Consider the following 14,448-nt stretch of genomic DNA (forward strand, 5'->3'; position numbering starts at 1 on the left):
CCGAGGGGCTACTTTACCTCCACTACCGACTTGAACGGGGTGACGGTGATCGCAGCTCCCGCCTTGCCGGTGAAGCTCGTGTTGGAGAAGGAGAGAGCGGTGCTCCCCTTCGCAATCGCCTTGAAGGTCAGCAGGGCCACAGCGCCGTTGGCAGGAGTCCCCTCCCCTTTCGTGCCGGAAATCCAGACCTCCCCTTTCTTTTTATCGGCGTAGGACTGGAAGGAAGCAGGTTTCCCGGTCTGCTCAAGCAGCGGGCCTTCCGACTGTGCAACCGGCTCGAGCACCTTCGGGTCGTAGTTCACGACGAACACCGCTCTCTCAAGACCCGGCACATCCGCCACGGTCACCTGCACGGTGAACTGGTCGTTGAGCTTGACCGAAGGAGGCAGCGTGAAGGCGAGCAGCGCCTTGGCGAGCGGGGCGGCCGCTACCGGGGCTGCGGGCGTCTTTTGAGCCGCCGGTGCCGCCGGTGCCGCCGCTGCCGCGGTAGCCGCGGGAGCGACCGGCGCGGGAGCCGGAGCGGGAGCCGCAGGCGCTTCGGGAGCCAGGTTCACCGGTTGGAGCAGCTCAGGGTTGTCCTCCGGGTTCGGCTCATCGAAAGGGACCTGGGCGGGAACCGGTGCCGGGACCGCGGGAGGAGCGGAAGCCGCAGCCGGCACAGGAGAAGGCTTCGTCGCCGGGACCGGTTTGGCCGCCGGAGCCGGAGCCGCGGCGTCCTGCGGCACGAACTCGGGTTCGATGAAGGACTGGTACGGCTTGTTCGTGGAAGGATCGTCCTCGCGGCCGGACCAGAAGGCCGCCACATCGGTGTCCGGCACCGATACGCCACGCACGATGCGCGGTGTGATCGCCAGGAGCAGTTCGTTCTTGTCGTTCGACTTGTCGGTATTGGAGAAGAGCGATCCGATAATCGGGATGTCTCCCAGCAGGAAGACCTTGTCCTTGCTGTCGGTCTTGCTCTTCTGGATCAGACCGCCGATGATGCTTGTCTCCCCGTCTTTCAACGACAGCACCGTGTCGAGGTTTCTCGTACCGATGGTGACCACGGTGGTCGCCTGGTCGGTACCGACGGTATCACGCTGCAGGATCGAGCTGACCTCCAGGCCCAGCTTGATGGCGACCTCGTTGTTCAGCTGGATGGTCGGCTCGGCGTTCACCTTGACGCCGACGTCCACGTATTGGACGTTGACGCTGGTGCCGGTGGAGGTGGAGGACGTGGTGGTGATCGGCACGCGGGTCCCCACGTTGAACTTCGCCTTCTCCCGGTTCTTCACCCTGATCTTCGGGTTGGACAGGGTCTCGCCGTTGGCCATGGTCTTGCCGAAGTTGAAGGTGGCGTTAGGGATGGTGATGTAGCCGTTGTAGCCGCTCACCCGGAACAGGTTGAGCAGGCTGCTCGTATCCGCGACGGTGGTAGTGGTCCCGGTGGTGGCGGAAGTGGTCGCCGTGGTGCTCAACGTGTCGGAGAAGAACTTGCCGCTCGGGGTGGTGACTCCCATCGAGGTCCCGTAGCGCGAAAGGAGCATGCCGAAGGTCTCGGAGTCCTTCTTGGAAAGCTCGAACACCTCAACCTCGAGAAGCACCTCGGCGTCGGGGACGTCGTTCGCCTCCAGGATCTTGCGTGCCACCTCGATCACCTCCGGGGTGTCGCGGATCACCAGGGCGTTGGCCTCCTCGTTCACGTAGATCTTTTTCACCTGGAGCATGGTGCGCACGAGGTTAACCGCCTTTTTCGCGTCAAGCTTGTTCAGGTAGAAGGTCTGCAGGAAGAGCTCCTCGTACTGCTTCTGTTTGTCCGGGGTCTTCGGGTAGATGATGATGGTGCTTTCGTTCAGCACCTTCTTTTCCAGCTTCTGCAAACCGGTCAAAAGCTCCATGGCCTGCTGGAAGCTCCCGTTTTCCAAGTGCAGCGAAATGTTGACGTCTTTCACCGCGTCGTCGAAGACGAAGTTGATCCCGGAGAGCTGGGTCAGGATGGAGAAGATGTCCTTGAGCTTTGCGTCCTTGAACTTCAGGGTGATCGGCTTGGTCGACTTGAGGTTCAGATCGAACCCGTCCAGCTTGCTTTTCTTGGTGAGGAGGATGCGGTCAAGCCCCTCCTTCGCCGGGCCGTTCTCCGGGTCGAACTGCAGCACGTGCCTGAAGGAGATCATGGCGTCGCGCAGTTTGTGTTCCTTCTCGAAGTCCAGCGCCTCCTGCAGATAAGTCTGGGCATTCCTGAGCTTCAGCGCCTGCTCGGCGCGCAGCTTCGCCTCCACGTAACCGGGGTCCATGGCGAAGGCGCTCTGGAACTCGCGCACGGCCTCGTCGTAATTCCTCTTCTCGAAGAAGGTCTCCGCTTTTTTGAAGTGGACCCTGGCTGCGGCAGCGGTCACGCTGAGGAGCTTGACCCGGTACTCGCCGTTGTCGGGATGTGCGGAAGCGACCTCGGCGTACTTCACCAGCGCGCCGTCCAGGTTCCCCTCGCGCTCAAGCTGCTCGGCCTTGCTGAAAGCGGTGCGTCCCGCGGCACAGCCGGAGAGGGCCACGGTAACAAGCATGAGGGTTGAGATCGATCTTAGTCTATGCATGCAGTTGCTCCTTGAGGCCTGGTTACTTGCGGCGCGTGCTGAGCGACCTGTTCTCTACCAGCGGTATCACCATCTGCCGGTCGGAATCGACCGACTTTATCGTGATGGCGTCATCGGTAAGGTCGGCGACCCTGAATTTGGGGCCAACCTGCCCCCCCTTCTTGACCACGAAGATTTCCCCACCTTTGGAGAGAAACACGGTACGTTCCCCACCCTTCTTGAGGAACCCGAGAAAGACGATCTTCGCAAGTTCCGTCTCGTCCATTTGCGCCTGGGTCGGCGGTGGCGGCGGTGGCGGCGGCACCGGCGTGGCAGCCGGGGGAGGCGGCGGTGGCAGTTTCTTGGGCGGCGGCGGAGGCGGCGGGAGTTTGAGCGTCCCGGGCTTTTCCTCTTCCTTGAAAAGCGGGGCGAAGATGTTGCGCCGGTAACCGCCTGCTACGGCGTTGTTCCCTTGCAACAGGTCGAGATGGACCCCCCCGGCAGGTGCCGCCGCGGTTTTCTGCGCCCCCGGTTCCTTGCGTATCGTGGTGGCCTTGACCCCGGGTCGGTTTTTGAGGACGGGGGCCTCTTGTTGTCTGGGAGAACGGAGGAAAGCGTAGGCCACGGCACCCACCAGGGCTATCAGCAGAAGGAAAAGCGCGAGTTTCTGGCGGTTCATGCCCCCTCCGTTAGCAGATAGACCGTAGTCTGGAGCTTCAGGTCGACCTTTTCCTGAGTCGCTTTATTGTTCCCGATCGTCATGGTGTCCACGGTCACCATCTCCGGGAAGCGCGCCATGTCGACAAGGAAATTCTTGACCGCACCGTACTTCCCGCTCACCTGGAAAGAGACGACGTACGGCAGCACCTGCGTCCCTTTGATCAATTGCCCCGGTTTGTAGGTGATACCTTGCAGGGAGAGTGAGTTGCGGTTTGCGGTTTCGTAGATCCGGCCGAGAGCCGCCGCGAAATCGCGCTTGGGTATGAGGAGCTTACGGAACTGCTCCAGGTCGCGCATGCCGCGCTGGTACCTTGTAGCGTCGACCTCGGTCTCCCCACGGGCAAGGGAGTCGCGCCTGGCGAACCACTCCTGCTGACGCTTGGCAAGCTCCGGCCTCTGGTAGGTGGCGAGGTAAGCCTCGATCCCCACGGCGATCAGCAGCAGAAACGCCAAAAAGGTGAACGCCTTGCGCCGTGCGGCTATCATGTCGAGTATCGTCTGGAAGTTCATCGGTAGCTGACCTTGCAGGAAACGGAAAAGGTGTACCCGCGCTGTGAGGTACCCACCTTCAACTCGCCCTGGTTCAAAAGAAGCACGTCGGAAAAGCCGGGGGTCCGCTCCATGTTCTCCAAGAGCGCGCGGAGGTTTGCGAAGCTAAGGGCGATGCCGGTGACCTTGATGCCCTGCGTCCCCTTCTTTTCCTTCTCCCCCTCTCCCGCTTGCGCGGAGGGGTCGACCTGGGTGACCATGACGCCGGCAGGCACCACCTGCTCCAGCTTGTCCAAAAGCCCCACCCAGTTCACGCTCTTGCGATCGATCAAGGTGTTGGCGAAGGCGATTTTTGCATCGAGCTCGCTCATCTGCGCCGCCGGTATGGGGGGAGCACCCGCCGGTCCGCGGCTCGCCGTGGCCATCTGTCCCTTGATCCTGTTGATCTCCGCCTGGTTCGTTGCGACCTCACGCACGAGGTAAACGAGCAGCAGCGCAACGACCGCCAAGCAGACCGCCAGCACCGCGTTCAGTTGGCGCTTGTTGACGTAGCGCTTGGTGGCGAGGTTGATGGTGAGTCTCATGTTAAAGGCTCCTAAGCGCGGCGCCGAGGGCGCCGGCCAGCGCGTGCATTCCGGGTCGATCCAGTCCAAGGGTCGCCCCCTGGCGCACCGTGCGCTCCAGGTCGAGCAGTACCGGCTCCATGCTGCTCGCTTCCGCGACGAGCGCGCGGAAGGACTCGGCATCCCCCGGGGACGCCATGCAGAACACCTCGCTGACCGCCTGACCGGGGAACTGGTCCCCGTAAACCAGGAAGGAGCTGTTCACCTCGCGGAACAGGTGCTGCACTTCCCCCCCCGCGTCCTTGCTGCGGTAGAAGTTCAGCACGCCGCCGTTGAAGATAAGCACCGTCATGGTCCCCTGGTAGTAGGAGACGAAGGCGCCGTCTTCGGCGAGGTCCAGACGCGGGGTGAAGAGGCGGTAGAGGTTGAAGGAGGTGAAGTCGATCAGCTTGGGCTCGAGCCCCGCTTCGACAAGCAGTTCCTCGTACTGGGTCACCACCGCACGCGAAATCAGGGAGACCAGGAGAGAAACCGCGCCGTTCTCCTTTTCCTCCAGGATCTGGTAGTCAAGCTGCACCGAGCCGACGTCGAAGGGGAGGCTCTTTTTGAGCTTCCAGCGGATCACGTCCAGCCCCTCCTCGCGGCTCCTGAAGCGCGCCTCAAGTTCGAGGAGCACCACGCGGCCGACGGCGTCGGGGAGCGAGACGTTCACGGCGCGCTCCCTGGTGAGCAGGCGCAGGTGGGCCTCTTTCAACTGGGCCACGAACCCCTTGGCGTCGGTGATGTTGGGCTCGCGGCGGGACAGGGTCAGCATCCCCGGCGCAAACGGCAGAGAGAGCCCCGCCTCCACGAGGGGGAGTTTCCCGCCGCTCGCAAGAGCGAAGCTGAACCCGGCAGGGGAGAGCTCAAGCCCGAGACTTTTGCTGGACATTAGCATATCAGGCACCTACTCCACAAAGGTGACACGGTTGATCTCTTTGAGGGTCGTCTCCCCGGCCAGCACCTTGGCCACCGCGGATTCCCTCAGGAACATGGTCCCGGCTGCCTTGGCAGCCTTTTTCAGCGCGGCGGCCGGCGCCTTCGAGATGATCAGCTCACGGATCTCGTCGTTTAAGTCCAGCAGCTCCACGATGGCGGAACGTCCCCGGTATCCGGTTCCGTTGCACTCGTCGCAGCCACGCGCCTCGTAGAGGGTGAGACCGCGGGTGCGCTCGGGATCGATGGCCGACTCGCGCAGTTCCTCGTCGCTGTGCGCCACGGCTTTCTTGCACGCCGGGCAGATCTTCCTCACCAGGCGCTGCGCCATGACGCAGTTCAGACAGGCGACGAAGTTGTAGGGGTCGATACCCATGTGGGTGAAGCGGCCGATCACGTCGAAGACGTTGTTCGCGTGCACCGTGGTGAACACGAGGTGACCGGTGAGGGCGGACTGCACCGCGATCTGGGCCGTTTCAGAGTCGCGGATCTCGCCGACCATGATCTTGTCCGGGTCGTGGCGCAAAACGGAGCGCAGGCCGCGGGCGAAGGTGAGCCCCTTCTTCTCGTTCACCGGGATCTGCGTGATGCCGGAGAGGACATACTCGACCGGGTCCTCGATGGTGATGATCTTTTCGAGGCCGGTATGGATCTCGGTGAGCGCGCCGTAGAGGGTGGTGGTCTTGCCGCTGCCGGTAGGGCCGGTAACGAGTACCATGCCGTAGGGCTCTTTGATCATCTTTCTGAAGCGCTTGATCTCGTGAGAGGCCATGCCGAGGGTCTCGAGGGTGAGTCCCCGGAGGTCGCTTGCGATGCTTTCCTTGTCGAGGATACGGATGACGGCATCCTCGCCGAAGGCGCTCGGCATGATGGAGACGCGGAAGTCGATCGACTTGGCGCCGATCCTCACCTTGAACCTGCCGTCCTGCGGGATGCGCCGCTCCGAGATGTCCAGTTCGCTCATGACCTTGAGCCTGGAGATGAGCGGCCCCTGGAAGTGGTTGTCGATCGGGTCGGTCGCCTTGTAGAGCACGCCGTCGATACGGTACTTGATGATCACCCCTTCCTGGGCGGTCTCGATATGGATGTCGGAGGCGCGCCGGGTGAGCGCATCGAGGATGGTGGAGTTGACCAGCTTGATGATGGGGCTCGTGTCGGCAGAGACGTTCTCGACGGAGAGGATCTCCTCCCCCTTCTCGGTCTCTGTGACGAGCTGGAGCATGAAGTCTTCGGAGACTTCCTTCAGAACACGGCTCGTCCCCTCACCCCGTTTCAGGAGGTAGGTGATCTCCGAGTCCGCGGCGACCCGGAAGGTCAAGGGGCGCTCCAGAAGCAGCGCCATCTCGTCCAGCTGCAGCACCGCGGTCGGATCGGAGATGGCGACGACCATGAGATCGCCCTGCATCTCCAAGGGAACGAAGTGGTAGCGGAACATCACCTCGGGGGCGACGACGTTGAAGAGCGACTCGTCGGGGCGGACCCCCTTGAGGTCGACGAACTCGAGGCCGAACTGCTCGGCCAGTGCCTGCCCGAGGACCGCGTCGCTGATGAGGCCGTCGGCAAGACATATGGCCCCCAGACGCTCTTTGGTGGACTGCTGCTTGTCCAGAGCGTACGCCAACTGGTCCTTGGTCAGGTCTCCCCGCTCCACGAGGATGTCACCGAGCCTCTGTCTCTTGAACGGCTTCAGCATGGTCCCTCTAGCCTACGGTACTGGCGATCTTGAAGATCGGCAGGTACATGGTGATGATGATGGTACCTATGACGACGCCCATGACGATCATGATGGCGGGCTCGATGGCGGTGCTCAAAATGTGGAGGTTGCGCTCGATCTCCTCTTCGAAGTAGTCAGAGATGTCGCCCAGCATCTCCTCCAGTGCGCCGGTGGTCTCGCCGACCGACAGCATGCGCAGCGCAAGCGGCGGAAGCAGTTTCATGTTCTCGAGGGCCGTGGAGAGTTTGCTCCCCTCCTCGACCCGGTGCACCGCCATCAACAGGCCGCGCTCCAGCACCTTGTTGTTCAGGGTGCCGATCGACATCCGCATCGCCTCGACCACGGGAATCCCCGAGCCGAGCACGGTGGCAAGCGTTCTCGTGAATCCCGCCAGCGCGTAACGGATCGCGATGGCGCCGACGAAGGGAGTCTTTATCTTCATCGCATCCACGCGGTAGCGTCCCGCCTCGGTCTCCTTCCAGCGCCGAAACAGCACTATGCCGACCGCAACCATGCCGATGAACACCGGCAGGTATTGCCGCAGCGCCTTGGTCGAATTGATCAGCATCTGTGTCGGCACCGGGAGGGCGTTCCCGGAATCGGCGTAGATCTGGCTGAAAGTCGGGACCACGTAAACAAGGAGCAGGGCGATGGCGATCACGGCAACGGAAATCAGGATCGCCGGATAGAAAAGCGAGCTTATGATCTTCCCGCGGAACCCCTCGGTCCTCTTCAGGAAGGCGATGTAGCGCCGGATGGTCTGTGGCAGGTCACCGGTGCGCTCGCCGGCGCGGATCGAGGCGATGTATAGCTGCGGAAATATCCTCGGGTATTTCTCCAGCGCTGCGGAGAGCGCGAGCCCCCCCTTGATGTCCTCGCGCACGGCGCCGAGGATCTCGTTCAGCTTACCGGTGCCCGACTCGAGGATGGTATCGAGCGCCTGTATGATGGGAAGCCCCGCCTTGAGCAGCACCAGGAACTCCTGGTTGAAGAGCAGGAGTTCCTTGCTGCCGATCTTCCTGCGACCGATGCCGGACTCAAGCAGGAACTGGAACGGCTTCTTGCGCACCTCGAATACGACGTATCCCTGCTCTTCCAGACTCTGCCTCAGCAGGTTGGCGTTGACCGAATCAAGCTCCTTGACCAGTATCCTGCCGTCAGAGGAGCCTATTTTGCAGGTATATATGGGCATAAGCCAATATCACTACCACAATTAAGAGAGAATTAAAACAGTAAAACAGGGAGTGATTCCGTCTACAACGGCGTCACGCCTGGGTCATGCCGAGTATCCAGATCACGAAGCAGACAAGTCCAGCCACGCCCCACTGCAGCGCCGAGCGCCCGTCAAAGCGGTCCCTGGTCGGGAACGCCTTGAGAATCAGGAGGATGGTGCAGAAGATACCGCCCCAAAGCCCGGCCAGGCAGAGCGCAGACCAAAAAGACGAGGACATTATCTCCTCCCCCCCGGCAGCAGCTTGCGCAGCAGCGTGCCGAGCTTCAGCTTCCATACCATCACCACCGCCTCCCGGACGATGCGCTTCGACATCTTGGAGGTCCCGGCGTGCCGGTCTATGAAGATGATGGGTATCTCGCTGATGCGGAACCCCTTCTCCTTGCAGCGGTAGTTCATCTCGATCTGGAACGAGTAGCCGTCGGAACGTATGCTGGAGAGATCGATCGCCCTTAGCGTATCGGCCCGGAAACACTTGAAACCGCTCGTGCAGTCGGAGATGGTGAGCCCGGTTATGACACGGGTGTAGACACTGGCGAAGTAGCTAAGCATGAGGCGGCGCAGCGGCCAGTTTACCACGCTCACGCCGTTCAGATAGCGCGAACCGATGACCAGGTCGGCCTGCCGGGCCTCTTCGAAGAAATACGGGATCATGGCGGGGTCGTGGGAGAAATCGGCGTCCATCTGCACCACGAGGTCGGCACCCATGTCGAGAGCCCGGGCAAACCCCTCGCGGTAGGCGGAGCCAAGCCCCAGCTTGCCACTTCGATGCATCACGGAAACCCGTCCGGTCTCGGCCCCGAGCCGGTCTGCCAGCTCACCTGTACCGTCCGGGGAGGCGTCGTCCACGATCAGAAGCTCCACTGCCGGATCGAGCGCAAGGATCTCCCGCGCCAGCTTTTCCAGGTTGTCTCGTTCGTTGTAGGTGGGGATTACCACGATGGGCTTGATGGGTTTCAAGGGAGGGTCGCCTTTTGTTCGCAATAAATACGCTAAGACCGCAATATCATGGCCGGTTCACCGGCAAATACACCCGAAACAAGAGTTCCGCAGAGGATAAACGATTTAGCGTCGCCAAGTCAAGCTAAAGGGAAAGCAGGGGCCGGGTGTCGCAGCCGGTGACCGGAACGAAAAAAGGAAAGGCCGCCTTGCATGGCGGCCTTTCCTCGTATGGCGGGGTTGACGGGGCTCGAACCCGCGACTTCCAGCGTGACAGGCTGGCACTCTAACCAACTGAGCTACAACCCCAACTCTAAACCAAAGTTGAGAAACGGTTCTACGTTCTACGTTCTACGTTGAGGCCAAGAACTGAAACTTAGAACTTAGAACCTAGAACGTAGAACTTGTTTTTGTGGTGGGTGAAGAGGGGATCGAACCCCCGACATCCAGCTTGTAAGGCTGGCGCTCTCCCAGCTGAGCTATTCACCCATTATTTGTATGGCGGGGTTGACGGGGCTCGAACCCGCGACTTCCAGCGTGACAGGCTGGCACTCTAACCAACTGAGCTACAACCCCGCATCCTTCAGGTTCCCGCAGGAACCGCTTAACCGTTAACCAGAGCCTTCAGGGTGTTGCCGGCCTTGAACTTCGGAGCGGAGGAAGCAGGAATTTCGATCTGCTTGCCGGTCTGCGGGTTCTTGCCGGTACGTGCGGCGCGCTCGGCGACGCTGAAGGTGCCGAAGCCTACCAGGGTGACCTTGTCTCCACCAGCGAGGCAGTCGGTCAGGGCATCGAGGATACCGCTGAGAGCCTTGTCCGCATCAACCTTGGTCAACTGTGCTTCTTCGGCAATGGCGCTTACCAACTCAGCCTTATTCATTAGTTCCTCCTAGAGATGCATCGCAAAGTGAAGTCACCTTATATCAGAGCCCGCTTCGGGCTGTCAACCTTTTTTCTAATTTTTTTTCAGTGGGGCACCACCGGAGCCTCGCCGGCTCCCTGGGCCTGATCCCCATACAGGGTTGCTGCAGGAAGCCCTACTGCGGCGAGCAGGGCGTGTCCCAACACCTCGTCCATGTGTGCCACCGGGTGTACGGTGAGCCCGGAGAGGATCTCCTTCGGAACCTCAGCCAGATCCTTCTCGTTCTCCTTCGGGATGAGGACGGTCTTGATACCGCCGCGTCCGGCGGCGAGGAGCTTTTCCTTGAGCCCGCCGATGGGGAGCACGGTGCCGCGCAGGGTCACCTCGCCGGTCATGGCGATATCACGGCGCACCGGCCTTCTGGTGAGGGCAGAGGTGAGCGCACACGCCATGGCGATACCGGCCGAGGGGCCGTCTTTCGGGATGGCACCTTCCGGGACGTGGATGTGGATGTCGAGGTGCTGGTAGAAGTCCTTGGGAAAACCGAGGAGTTCCCCTCTTGAGCGGACGTAGGTCATCGCCGCCTGAGCCGATTCCTGCATCACCTCGCCGAGCTTTCCGGTGACGGTCAGCTTACCCTTCCCTGGGAGGGCGACCACCTCTATGTTGAGGAGTTCGCCGCCGACCTCGGTCCAGGCGAGGCCGGTCACGAGCCCCACCGCATCCTCCTGCCCCACCTCACCGTACTTGTAGCGCGGGGGGCCAAGGTAGGTTGCGATCTGCTTGGGCTGCACGGAGCGGCGCGGCTTGCCCCCTTCGGCGATGGAGAAGGCGATCTTGCGGCAGACGGCGCCGATTTCGCGCTCGAGGTTTCTGACGCCGGCCTCGCGGGTGTAGCGCCGGATCAGCTCCAGAAGCGCCGCATCGGTGAAGGCGACCCCCTTGCCGGCAAGCCCGTTCCCCTCGGCCTGCTTGGGGATCAGGTACTGCCTCGCGATGGCGAGCTTTTCGTGCTCGGTGTAGCCGTCCAGCCGCACCACCTCCATACGATCCAGAAGCGGCCTCGGGATGGTGTGGCTCGAGTTGGCCGTGGTGATGAACATCACCTTCGAGAGGTCGTAGTCGAGGTCTAGGAAGTGGTCGTTGAAGCAGGCGTTCTGCTCGGGGTCGAGCACCTCGAGAAGCGCCGAGGCGGGATCGCCGCGGAAGTCCGAGCTCATCTTGTCGATCTCGTCCAGGAGAAACACGGGGTTTGAGGAGCCGCACTTCTTGAGCGACTGGATGATCCTCCCCGGCATCGCCCCGACGTAGGTGCGCCGGTGCCCGCGGATCTCCGCCTCGTCGCGCACCCCGCCAAGCGAGATCTTGACGAAATCGCGACCGGTCGCCTTGGCCACCGAGCGCGCGAGCGAGGTCTTGCCGACGCCGGGAGGCCCCACGAGGCAGAGGATCGGCCCTTTCATCCCCGGGGCGAGCGCGTTTACGGCGAGGTACTCGAGGATCCTCACCTTCACCTTCTCGAGGCCGTAGTGATCCGCCTCAAGGCAGGCGCGCGCCGCCGGGATGTCGCGTCTCTCCTCGGCGAACTTGCCCCAGGGGAGCGCGAGGAGCCAGTCCACGTAGTTGCGCACCACGGCCGCCTCGGCGGACATGGGGGACATGAACTTAAGCTTCCGGATCTCGCTTTGTACCTTCTGCTTCGCCTCGGCGGAGAGCGGTAGCTTCCCGGCCTTCGCCTCGAGGTTTCTCAACTCCTGCTTGAACTCGTCCTTCCCACCCAGTTCCTTCTGGATGGCCCGGATCTGCTCGTTCAGGTAGTAATCCTTCTGGGTCTTCTCCATCTGCTTCTTGACCCTGGCGTGGATCTTCTTCTCGATCTGCAGGATCTCGATCTCCGCCCCCATGAGCGAGAGGAGCCGCTCCATGCGCCGCGCCGGCTGCACCGCGGCCAGGAGTTCCTGCTTCTGGGCCACCTTGAGGTTCAGGTGCGGAGCGATGGTGTCGGCGAGGCGGGAGGGGTCGGTGATCCCCTGCACGGACTGGAGGATCTCGGAGGGAACCGAGCCGTTCAGCCCGACGTAGTTCTCGAAGGAAGCGAGCACGCCGCGCTTGAGCGCTTCCGCCTCGGTCACGTTGTCCGGCTTCTCGACAAGCGACTCAACGTCGACCTCGAAGTAGTCGGCCCGGTCGCTGAAGGAAACGATGGAGCCGCGCCTTTTCCCCTCCACGAGCACCTTCACGGTGCCGTCGGGAAGCTTCAGGAGCTGGATCACCTGGCACAGCGTCCCCACCGTGTAGATGTCACCCGGCTCGGGATCCTCGGTGCGGGCGTTTTTCTGCGTAGCCAAAAGGATCAGCTTGTCGTTTTGAGCCATGGCTGCTTCGAGGGCGAGCACCGACTTCTCGCGCCCCACGAAGAGGGGGATCACCATGTGGGGGAAGATGACGATGTCCCGTAAAGGAAAGAGAGGGAATCTTTCCGGATTCCCTCTCTTCTTTCTGCGTCTGGTGCTGGTTTCTTCGGTCATATTGTCCTGTTAGGCGGTCCTGTTAGGCGCTTTCCGCCACGTTCTCGTAGACGATGATCGGTTTTTCCTTGTTGTAGATCACCTCTTCGCTGATAACCACCTCCTTCACCATACTCTGGGACGGGATCTCGTACATGATGTCGAGCATGGCGTTCTCCAGGATGGAGCGGAGGCCGCGGGCGCCGGTCTTTCTCTTGAGCGCTTCGCGGGCGATGGCGATCATGGAGCCGTCGGTGAACTTGAGCTTCACGTGCTCCATCTCGAACAGCTTCTGGTACTGCTTGATCAGCGCGTTTTTCGGTTCCTTGAGGATCTGCACCATCGCTTCCTCGTCCAGCTCGGAAAGCGAGGCGAGCATGGGGAGACGCCCGACGAACTCGGGGATGAAGCCGAACTTAAGGAGGTCCTCCGGGGTGACCCCGGCCAGGAGCTCGCCCGCCTTCTTCTCCACCTTCTTCTTCACGTCGGCACCGAAACCGAGCGTCTTCACGCCGATCCTCTGCTGGATGACGCTGTCGAGCCCGGGGAAGGCGCCGCCGCAGATGAAGAGGATGTTAGTCGTGTCGACCTTCAAGAACTCCTGCTGCGGGTGCTTGCGTCCCCCTTTGGGAGGCACGCTGGCCACGGTCCCTTCGATGATCTTCAAAAGCGCCTGCTGAACCCCCTCGCCCGACACGTCGCGGGTGATGGAGGGAGAGTCGGACTTCCTGGCGATCTTGTCGATCTCGTCGATGTAGATGATCCCCTTCTGCGCCTTCTCGACGTCGTAGTCGGCGGCCTGCAGCAGGGTGAGGATGATGTTCTCGACGTCCTCGCCCACGTAGCCCGCTTCGGTCAGGTTGGTCGCGTCCGCCATGGCGAAGGGGACCTTGAGGATGCGGGCCAGGGTCTGGGCGAGCAGGGTCTTGCCCGAGCCGGTGGGGCCCAGAAGCAGGATGTTGCTCTTCTGCATCTCGACGTCCCCCGCTTTCACGGGCGCCTCGACGCGCTTGTAGTGGTTGTACACCGCGACGGCAAGGACCTTCTTGGCGCGTTCCTGGCCGATGACGTACTCGTCCAGAACCTCCTTGATCTCCTGCGGCTTGGGAAGCTTCCTCACGTCGGGACCCGTTGCGTCTTCAAGCTTGGACTCCTCCGCGATGATGTCGTTGCAAAGCTCGATGCATTCGTCGCAGATGTAGACCGTCGGCCCCGCAATAAGCTTCTTCACCTCTTCCTGGCTCTTCCCGCAAAAGGAACAGATCAGCGTATCGGAACGGTCATCTCTTCTGCTCAATTGGCACCTCCGGTGACTACGTTTCTGGTCACGATGGCATCTATAATACCATAGGCCTTCGCCTCTTCGCCCGACATGAAATAGTCGCGCTCGGTGTCGGCGGCCACCTTCTCGACGCTCTGCCCAGTGTGCTCGGCCAGAAGCTCGTTCAGTTGGTCCTTCATGCGCAGGATTTCCTTGGCGTGGATATGGATGTCCGTCGCCTGCCCCTGGAACCCACCCAGCGGCTGGTGGATCATGATGCGCGAGTTGGCGAGCGAGAAGCGTTTACCCTTCTCACCGCCGGAAAGCAGGAACGCCCCCATGGAGGCCGCCTGCCCGATGCAGATGGTGGATACCGGCGCCTTGATGTAGCGCATGGTATCGTAAATCGCCATCCCGGCGGTGACCACACCGCCGGGAGAGTTGATGTACAGGTGGATATCCTTGTCCGGATCCTCGGCCTCAAGGAAGAGGAGCTGGGCAATCACCAGGTTGGCGACGTTATCGTCGATGCCGCCCCCAAGAAAGATGATCCTGTCCTTCAGAAGGCGCGAATAGATGTCATACGACCTCTCGCCCCTTCCCGTCTGCTCCACTACTATCGGTACCAGCATGGAATC

The 14,448-nt window shown here is 61.6% G+C and carries 13 protein-coding genes and 3 tRNA genes; all 16 read right to left on the reverse strand.

Going from position 1 to position 14,448, the window contains the following annotated elements:
• Positions 1-8: 8 nt before the first annotated feature.
• The 16 genes from E4633_RS17850 to clpP all read right to left on the reverse strand — a co-directional run bounded on the left by E4633_RS17850 (position 9) and on the right by clpP (position 14,442).
• Positions 9-2,570, reverse strand: a complete 2,562-nt coding sequence (locus E4633_RS17850) for a cohesin domain-containing protein (RefSeq protein WP_135872259.1) — start codon at positions 2,568-2,570, stop codon at positions 9-11.
• Between the two features lie 22 nt (positions 2,571-2,592).
• Positions 2,593-3,228, reverse strand: coding sequence for a type II secretion system protein PulP (locus tag E4633_RS17855; RefSeq protein WP_135872261.1), 636 nt, complete (start codon positions 3,226-3,228; stop codon positions 2,593-2,595).
• A complete protein-coding gene (pilO, locus tag E4633_RS17860; protein ID WP_135872263.1) occupies positions 3,225-3,779 on the reverse strand; it encodes a type 4a pilus biogenesis protein PilO in 555 nt (184 codons plus the stop codon). The genes E4633_RS17855 and pilO overlap by 4 nt, the downstream gene beginning before the upstream one ends.
• Positions 3,776-4,342 carry a PilN domain-containing protein gene (locus tag E4633_RS17865; protein WP_135872265.1) on the reverse strand — a complete coding sequence of 189 codons (567 nt, stop codon included), beginning with the start codon at positions 4,340-4,342 and terminating at the stop codon, positions 3,776-3,778. Before E4633_RS17865 ends, pilO begins: the two co-directional genes overlap by 4 nt.
• Before the next feature lies 1 nt (position 4,343).
• Positions 4,344-5,252 carry a type IV pilus biogenesis protein PilM gene (pilM, locus tag E4633_RS17870; RefSeq protein WP_246038209.1) on the reverse strand — a complete coding sequence of 303 codons (909 nt, stop codon included), beginning with the start codon at positions 5,250-5,252 and terminating at the stop codon, positions 4,344-4,346.
• A 15-nt stretch (positions 5,253-5,267) separates the two neighbouring features.
• On the reverse strand, positions 5,268-6,989 hold the full coding sequence (locus E4633_RS17875; RefSeq protein WP_135872270.1) for a GspE/PulE family protein: 1,722 nt from the start codon (positions 6,987-6,989) through the stop codon (positions 5,268-5,270).
• 7 nt (positions 6,990-6,996) lie between these two features.
• Entirely contained in the window at positions 6,997-8,202 is a 1,206-nt protein-coding gene (locus E4633_RS17880) for a type II secretion system F family protein (RefSeq protein ID WP_135872272.1), read from the reverse strand.
• A gap of 73 nt (positions 8,203-8,275) precedes the next feature.
• Entirely contained in the window at positions 8,276-8,461 is a 186-nt protein-coding gene (locus E4633_RS17885; RefSeq protein WP_135872274.1) for a hypothetical protein, read from the reverse strand.
• Complete coding sequence (locus E4633_RS17890) at positions 8,461-9,201, reverse strand: polyprenol monophosphomannose synthase (protein ID WP_135872276.1); 741 nt, start codon at positions 9,199-9,201, stop codon at positions 8,461-8,463. Before E4633_RS17890 ends, E4633_RS17885 begins: the two co-directional genes overlap by 1 nt.
• A gap of 211 nt (positions 9,202-9,412) precedes the next feature.
• A tRNA-Asp gene (locus E4633_RS17895) sits at positions 9,413-9,489 on the reverse strand.
• Positions 9,490-9,593: 104 nt separating this feature from the next.
• Positions 9,594-9,669, reverse strand: a tRNA-Val gene (locus tag E4633_RS17900).
• Between the two features lie 10 nt (positions 9,670-9,679).
• A tRNA-Asp gene (locus tag E4633_RS17905) sits at positions 9,680-9,756 on the reverse strand.
• Positions 9,757-9,784: 28 nt separating this feature from the next.
• A complete protein-coding gene (locus E4633_RS17910) occupies positions 9,785-10,060 on the reverse strand; it encodes an HU family DNA-binding protein (RefSeq protein ID WP_129127480.1) in 276 nt (91 codons plus the stop codon).
• Between the two features lie 86 nt (positions 10,061-10,146).
• Positions 10,147-12,570, reverse strand: a complete 2,424-nt coding sequence (gene lon, locus E4633_RS17915) for an endopeptidase La (protein WP_135872278.1) — start codon at positions 12,568-12,570, stop codon at positions 10,147-10,149.
• 22 nt (positions 12,571-12,592) lie between these two features.
• Entirely contained in the window at positions 12,593-13,846 is a 1,254-nt protein-coding gene (gene clpX, locus E4633_RS17920) for an ATP-dependent Clp protease ATP-binding subunit ClpX (RefSeq protein WP_129127478.1), read from the reverse strand.
• Positions 13,843-14,442 (reverse strand): ATP-dependent Clp endopeptidase proteolytic subunit ClpP, encoded by a 600-nt coding sequence (gene clpP, locus E4633_RS17925; RefSeq protein ID WP_129127477.1) that lies wholly within the window; start codon positions 14,440-14,442, stop codon positions 13,843-13,845. Before clpP ends, clpX begins: the two co-directional genes overlap by 4 nt.
• Positions 14,443-14,448 lie beyond the last annotated feature (6 nt).

The organism is Geomonas terrae, assembly GCF_004791675.1.
In the GTDB taxonomy this organism is placed as follows: Bacteria; Desulfobacterota; Desulfuromonadia; order Geobacterales; family Geobacteraceae; genus Geomonas; species Geomonas edaphica.

Coding starts and splice junctions, on each gene's coding strand:
- E4633_RS17850 (WP_135872259.1), bottom strand. CDS start 2,570: ATGCATAGACTAAGATCGATCTCAACCCTCATGCTTGTTACCGTGGCC.
- E4633_RS17855 (WP_135872261.1), bottom strand. CDS start 3,228: ATGAACCGCCAGAAACTCGCGCTTTTCCTTCTGCTGATAGCCCTGGTG.
- pilO (WP_135872263.1), bottom strand. CDS start 3,779: ATGAACTTCCAGACGATACTCGACATGATAGCCGCACGGCGCAAGGCG.
- E4633_RS17865 (WP_135872265.1), bottom strand. CDS start 4,342: ATGAGACTCACCATCAACCTCGCCACCAAGCGCTACGTCAACAAGCGC.
- pilM (WP_246038209.1), bottom strand. CDS start 5,252: ATGTCCAGCAAAAGTCTCGGGCTTGAGCTCTCCCCTGCCGGGTTCAGC.
- E4633_RS17875 (WP_135872270.1), bottom strand. CDS start 6,989: ATGCTGAAGCCGTTCAAGAGACAGAGGCTCGGTGACATCCTCGTGGAG.
- E4633_RS17880 (WP_135872272.1), bottom strand. CDS start 8,202: ATGCCCATATATACCTGCAAAATAGGCTCCTCTGACGGCAGGATACTG.
- E4633_RS17885 (WP_135872274.1), bottom strand. CDS start 8,461: ATGTCCTCGTCTTTTTGGTCTGCGCTCTGCCTGGCCGGGCTTTGGGGC.
- E4633_RS17910 (WP_129127480.1), bottom strand. CDS start 10,060: ATGAATAAGGCTGAGTTGGTAAGCGCCATTGCCGAAGAAGCACAGTTG.
- lon (WP_135872278.1), bottom strand. CDS start 12,570: ATGACCGAAGAAACCAGCACCAGACGCAGAAAGAAGAGAGGGAATCCG.
- clpP (WP_129127477.1), bottom strand. CDS start 14,442: ATGCTGGTACCGATAGTAGTGGAGCAGACGGGAAGGGGCGAGAGGTCG.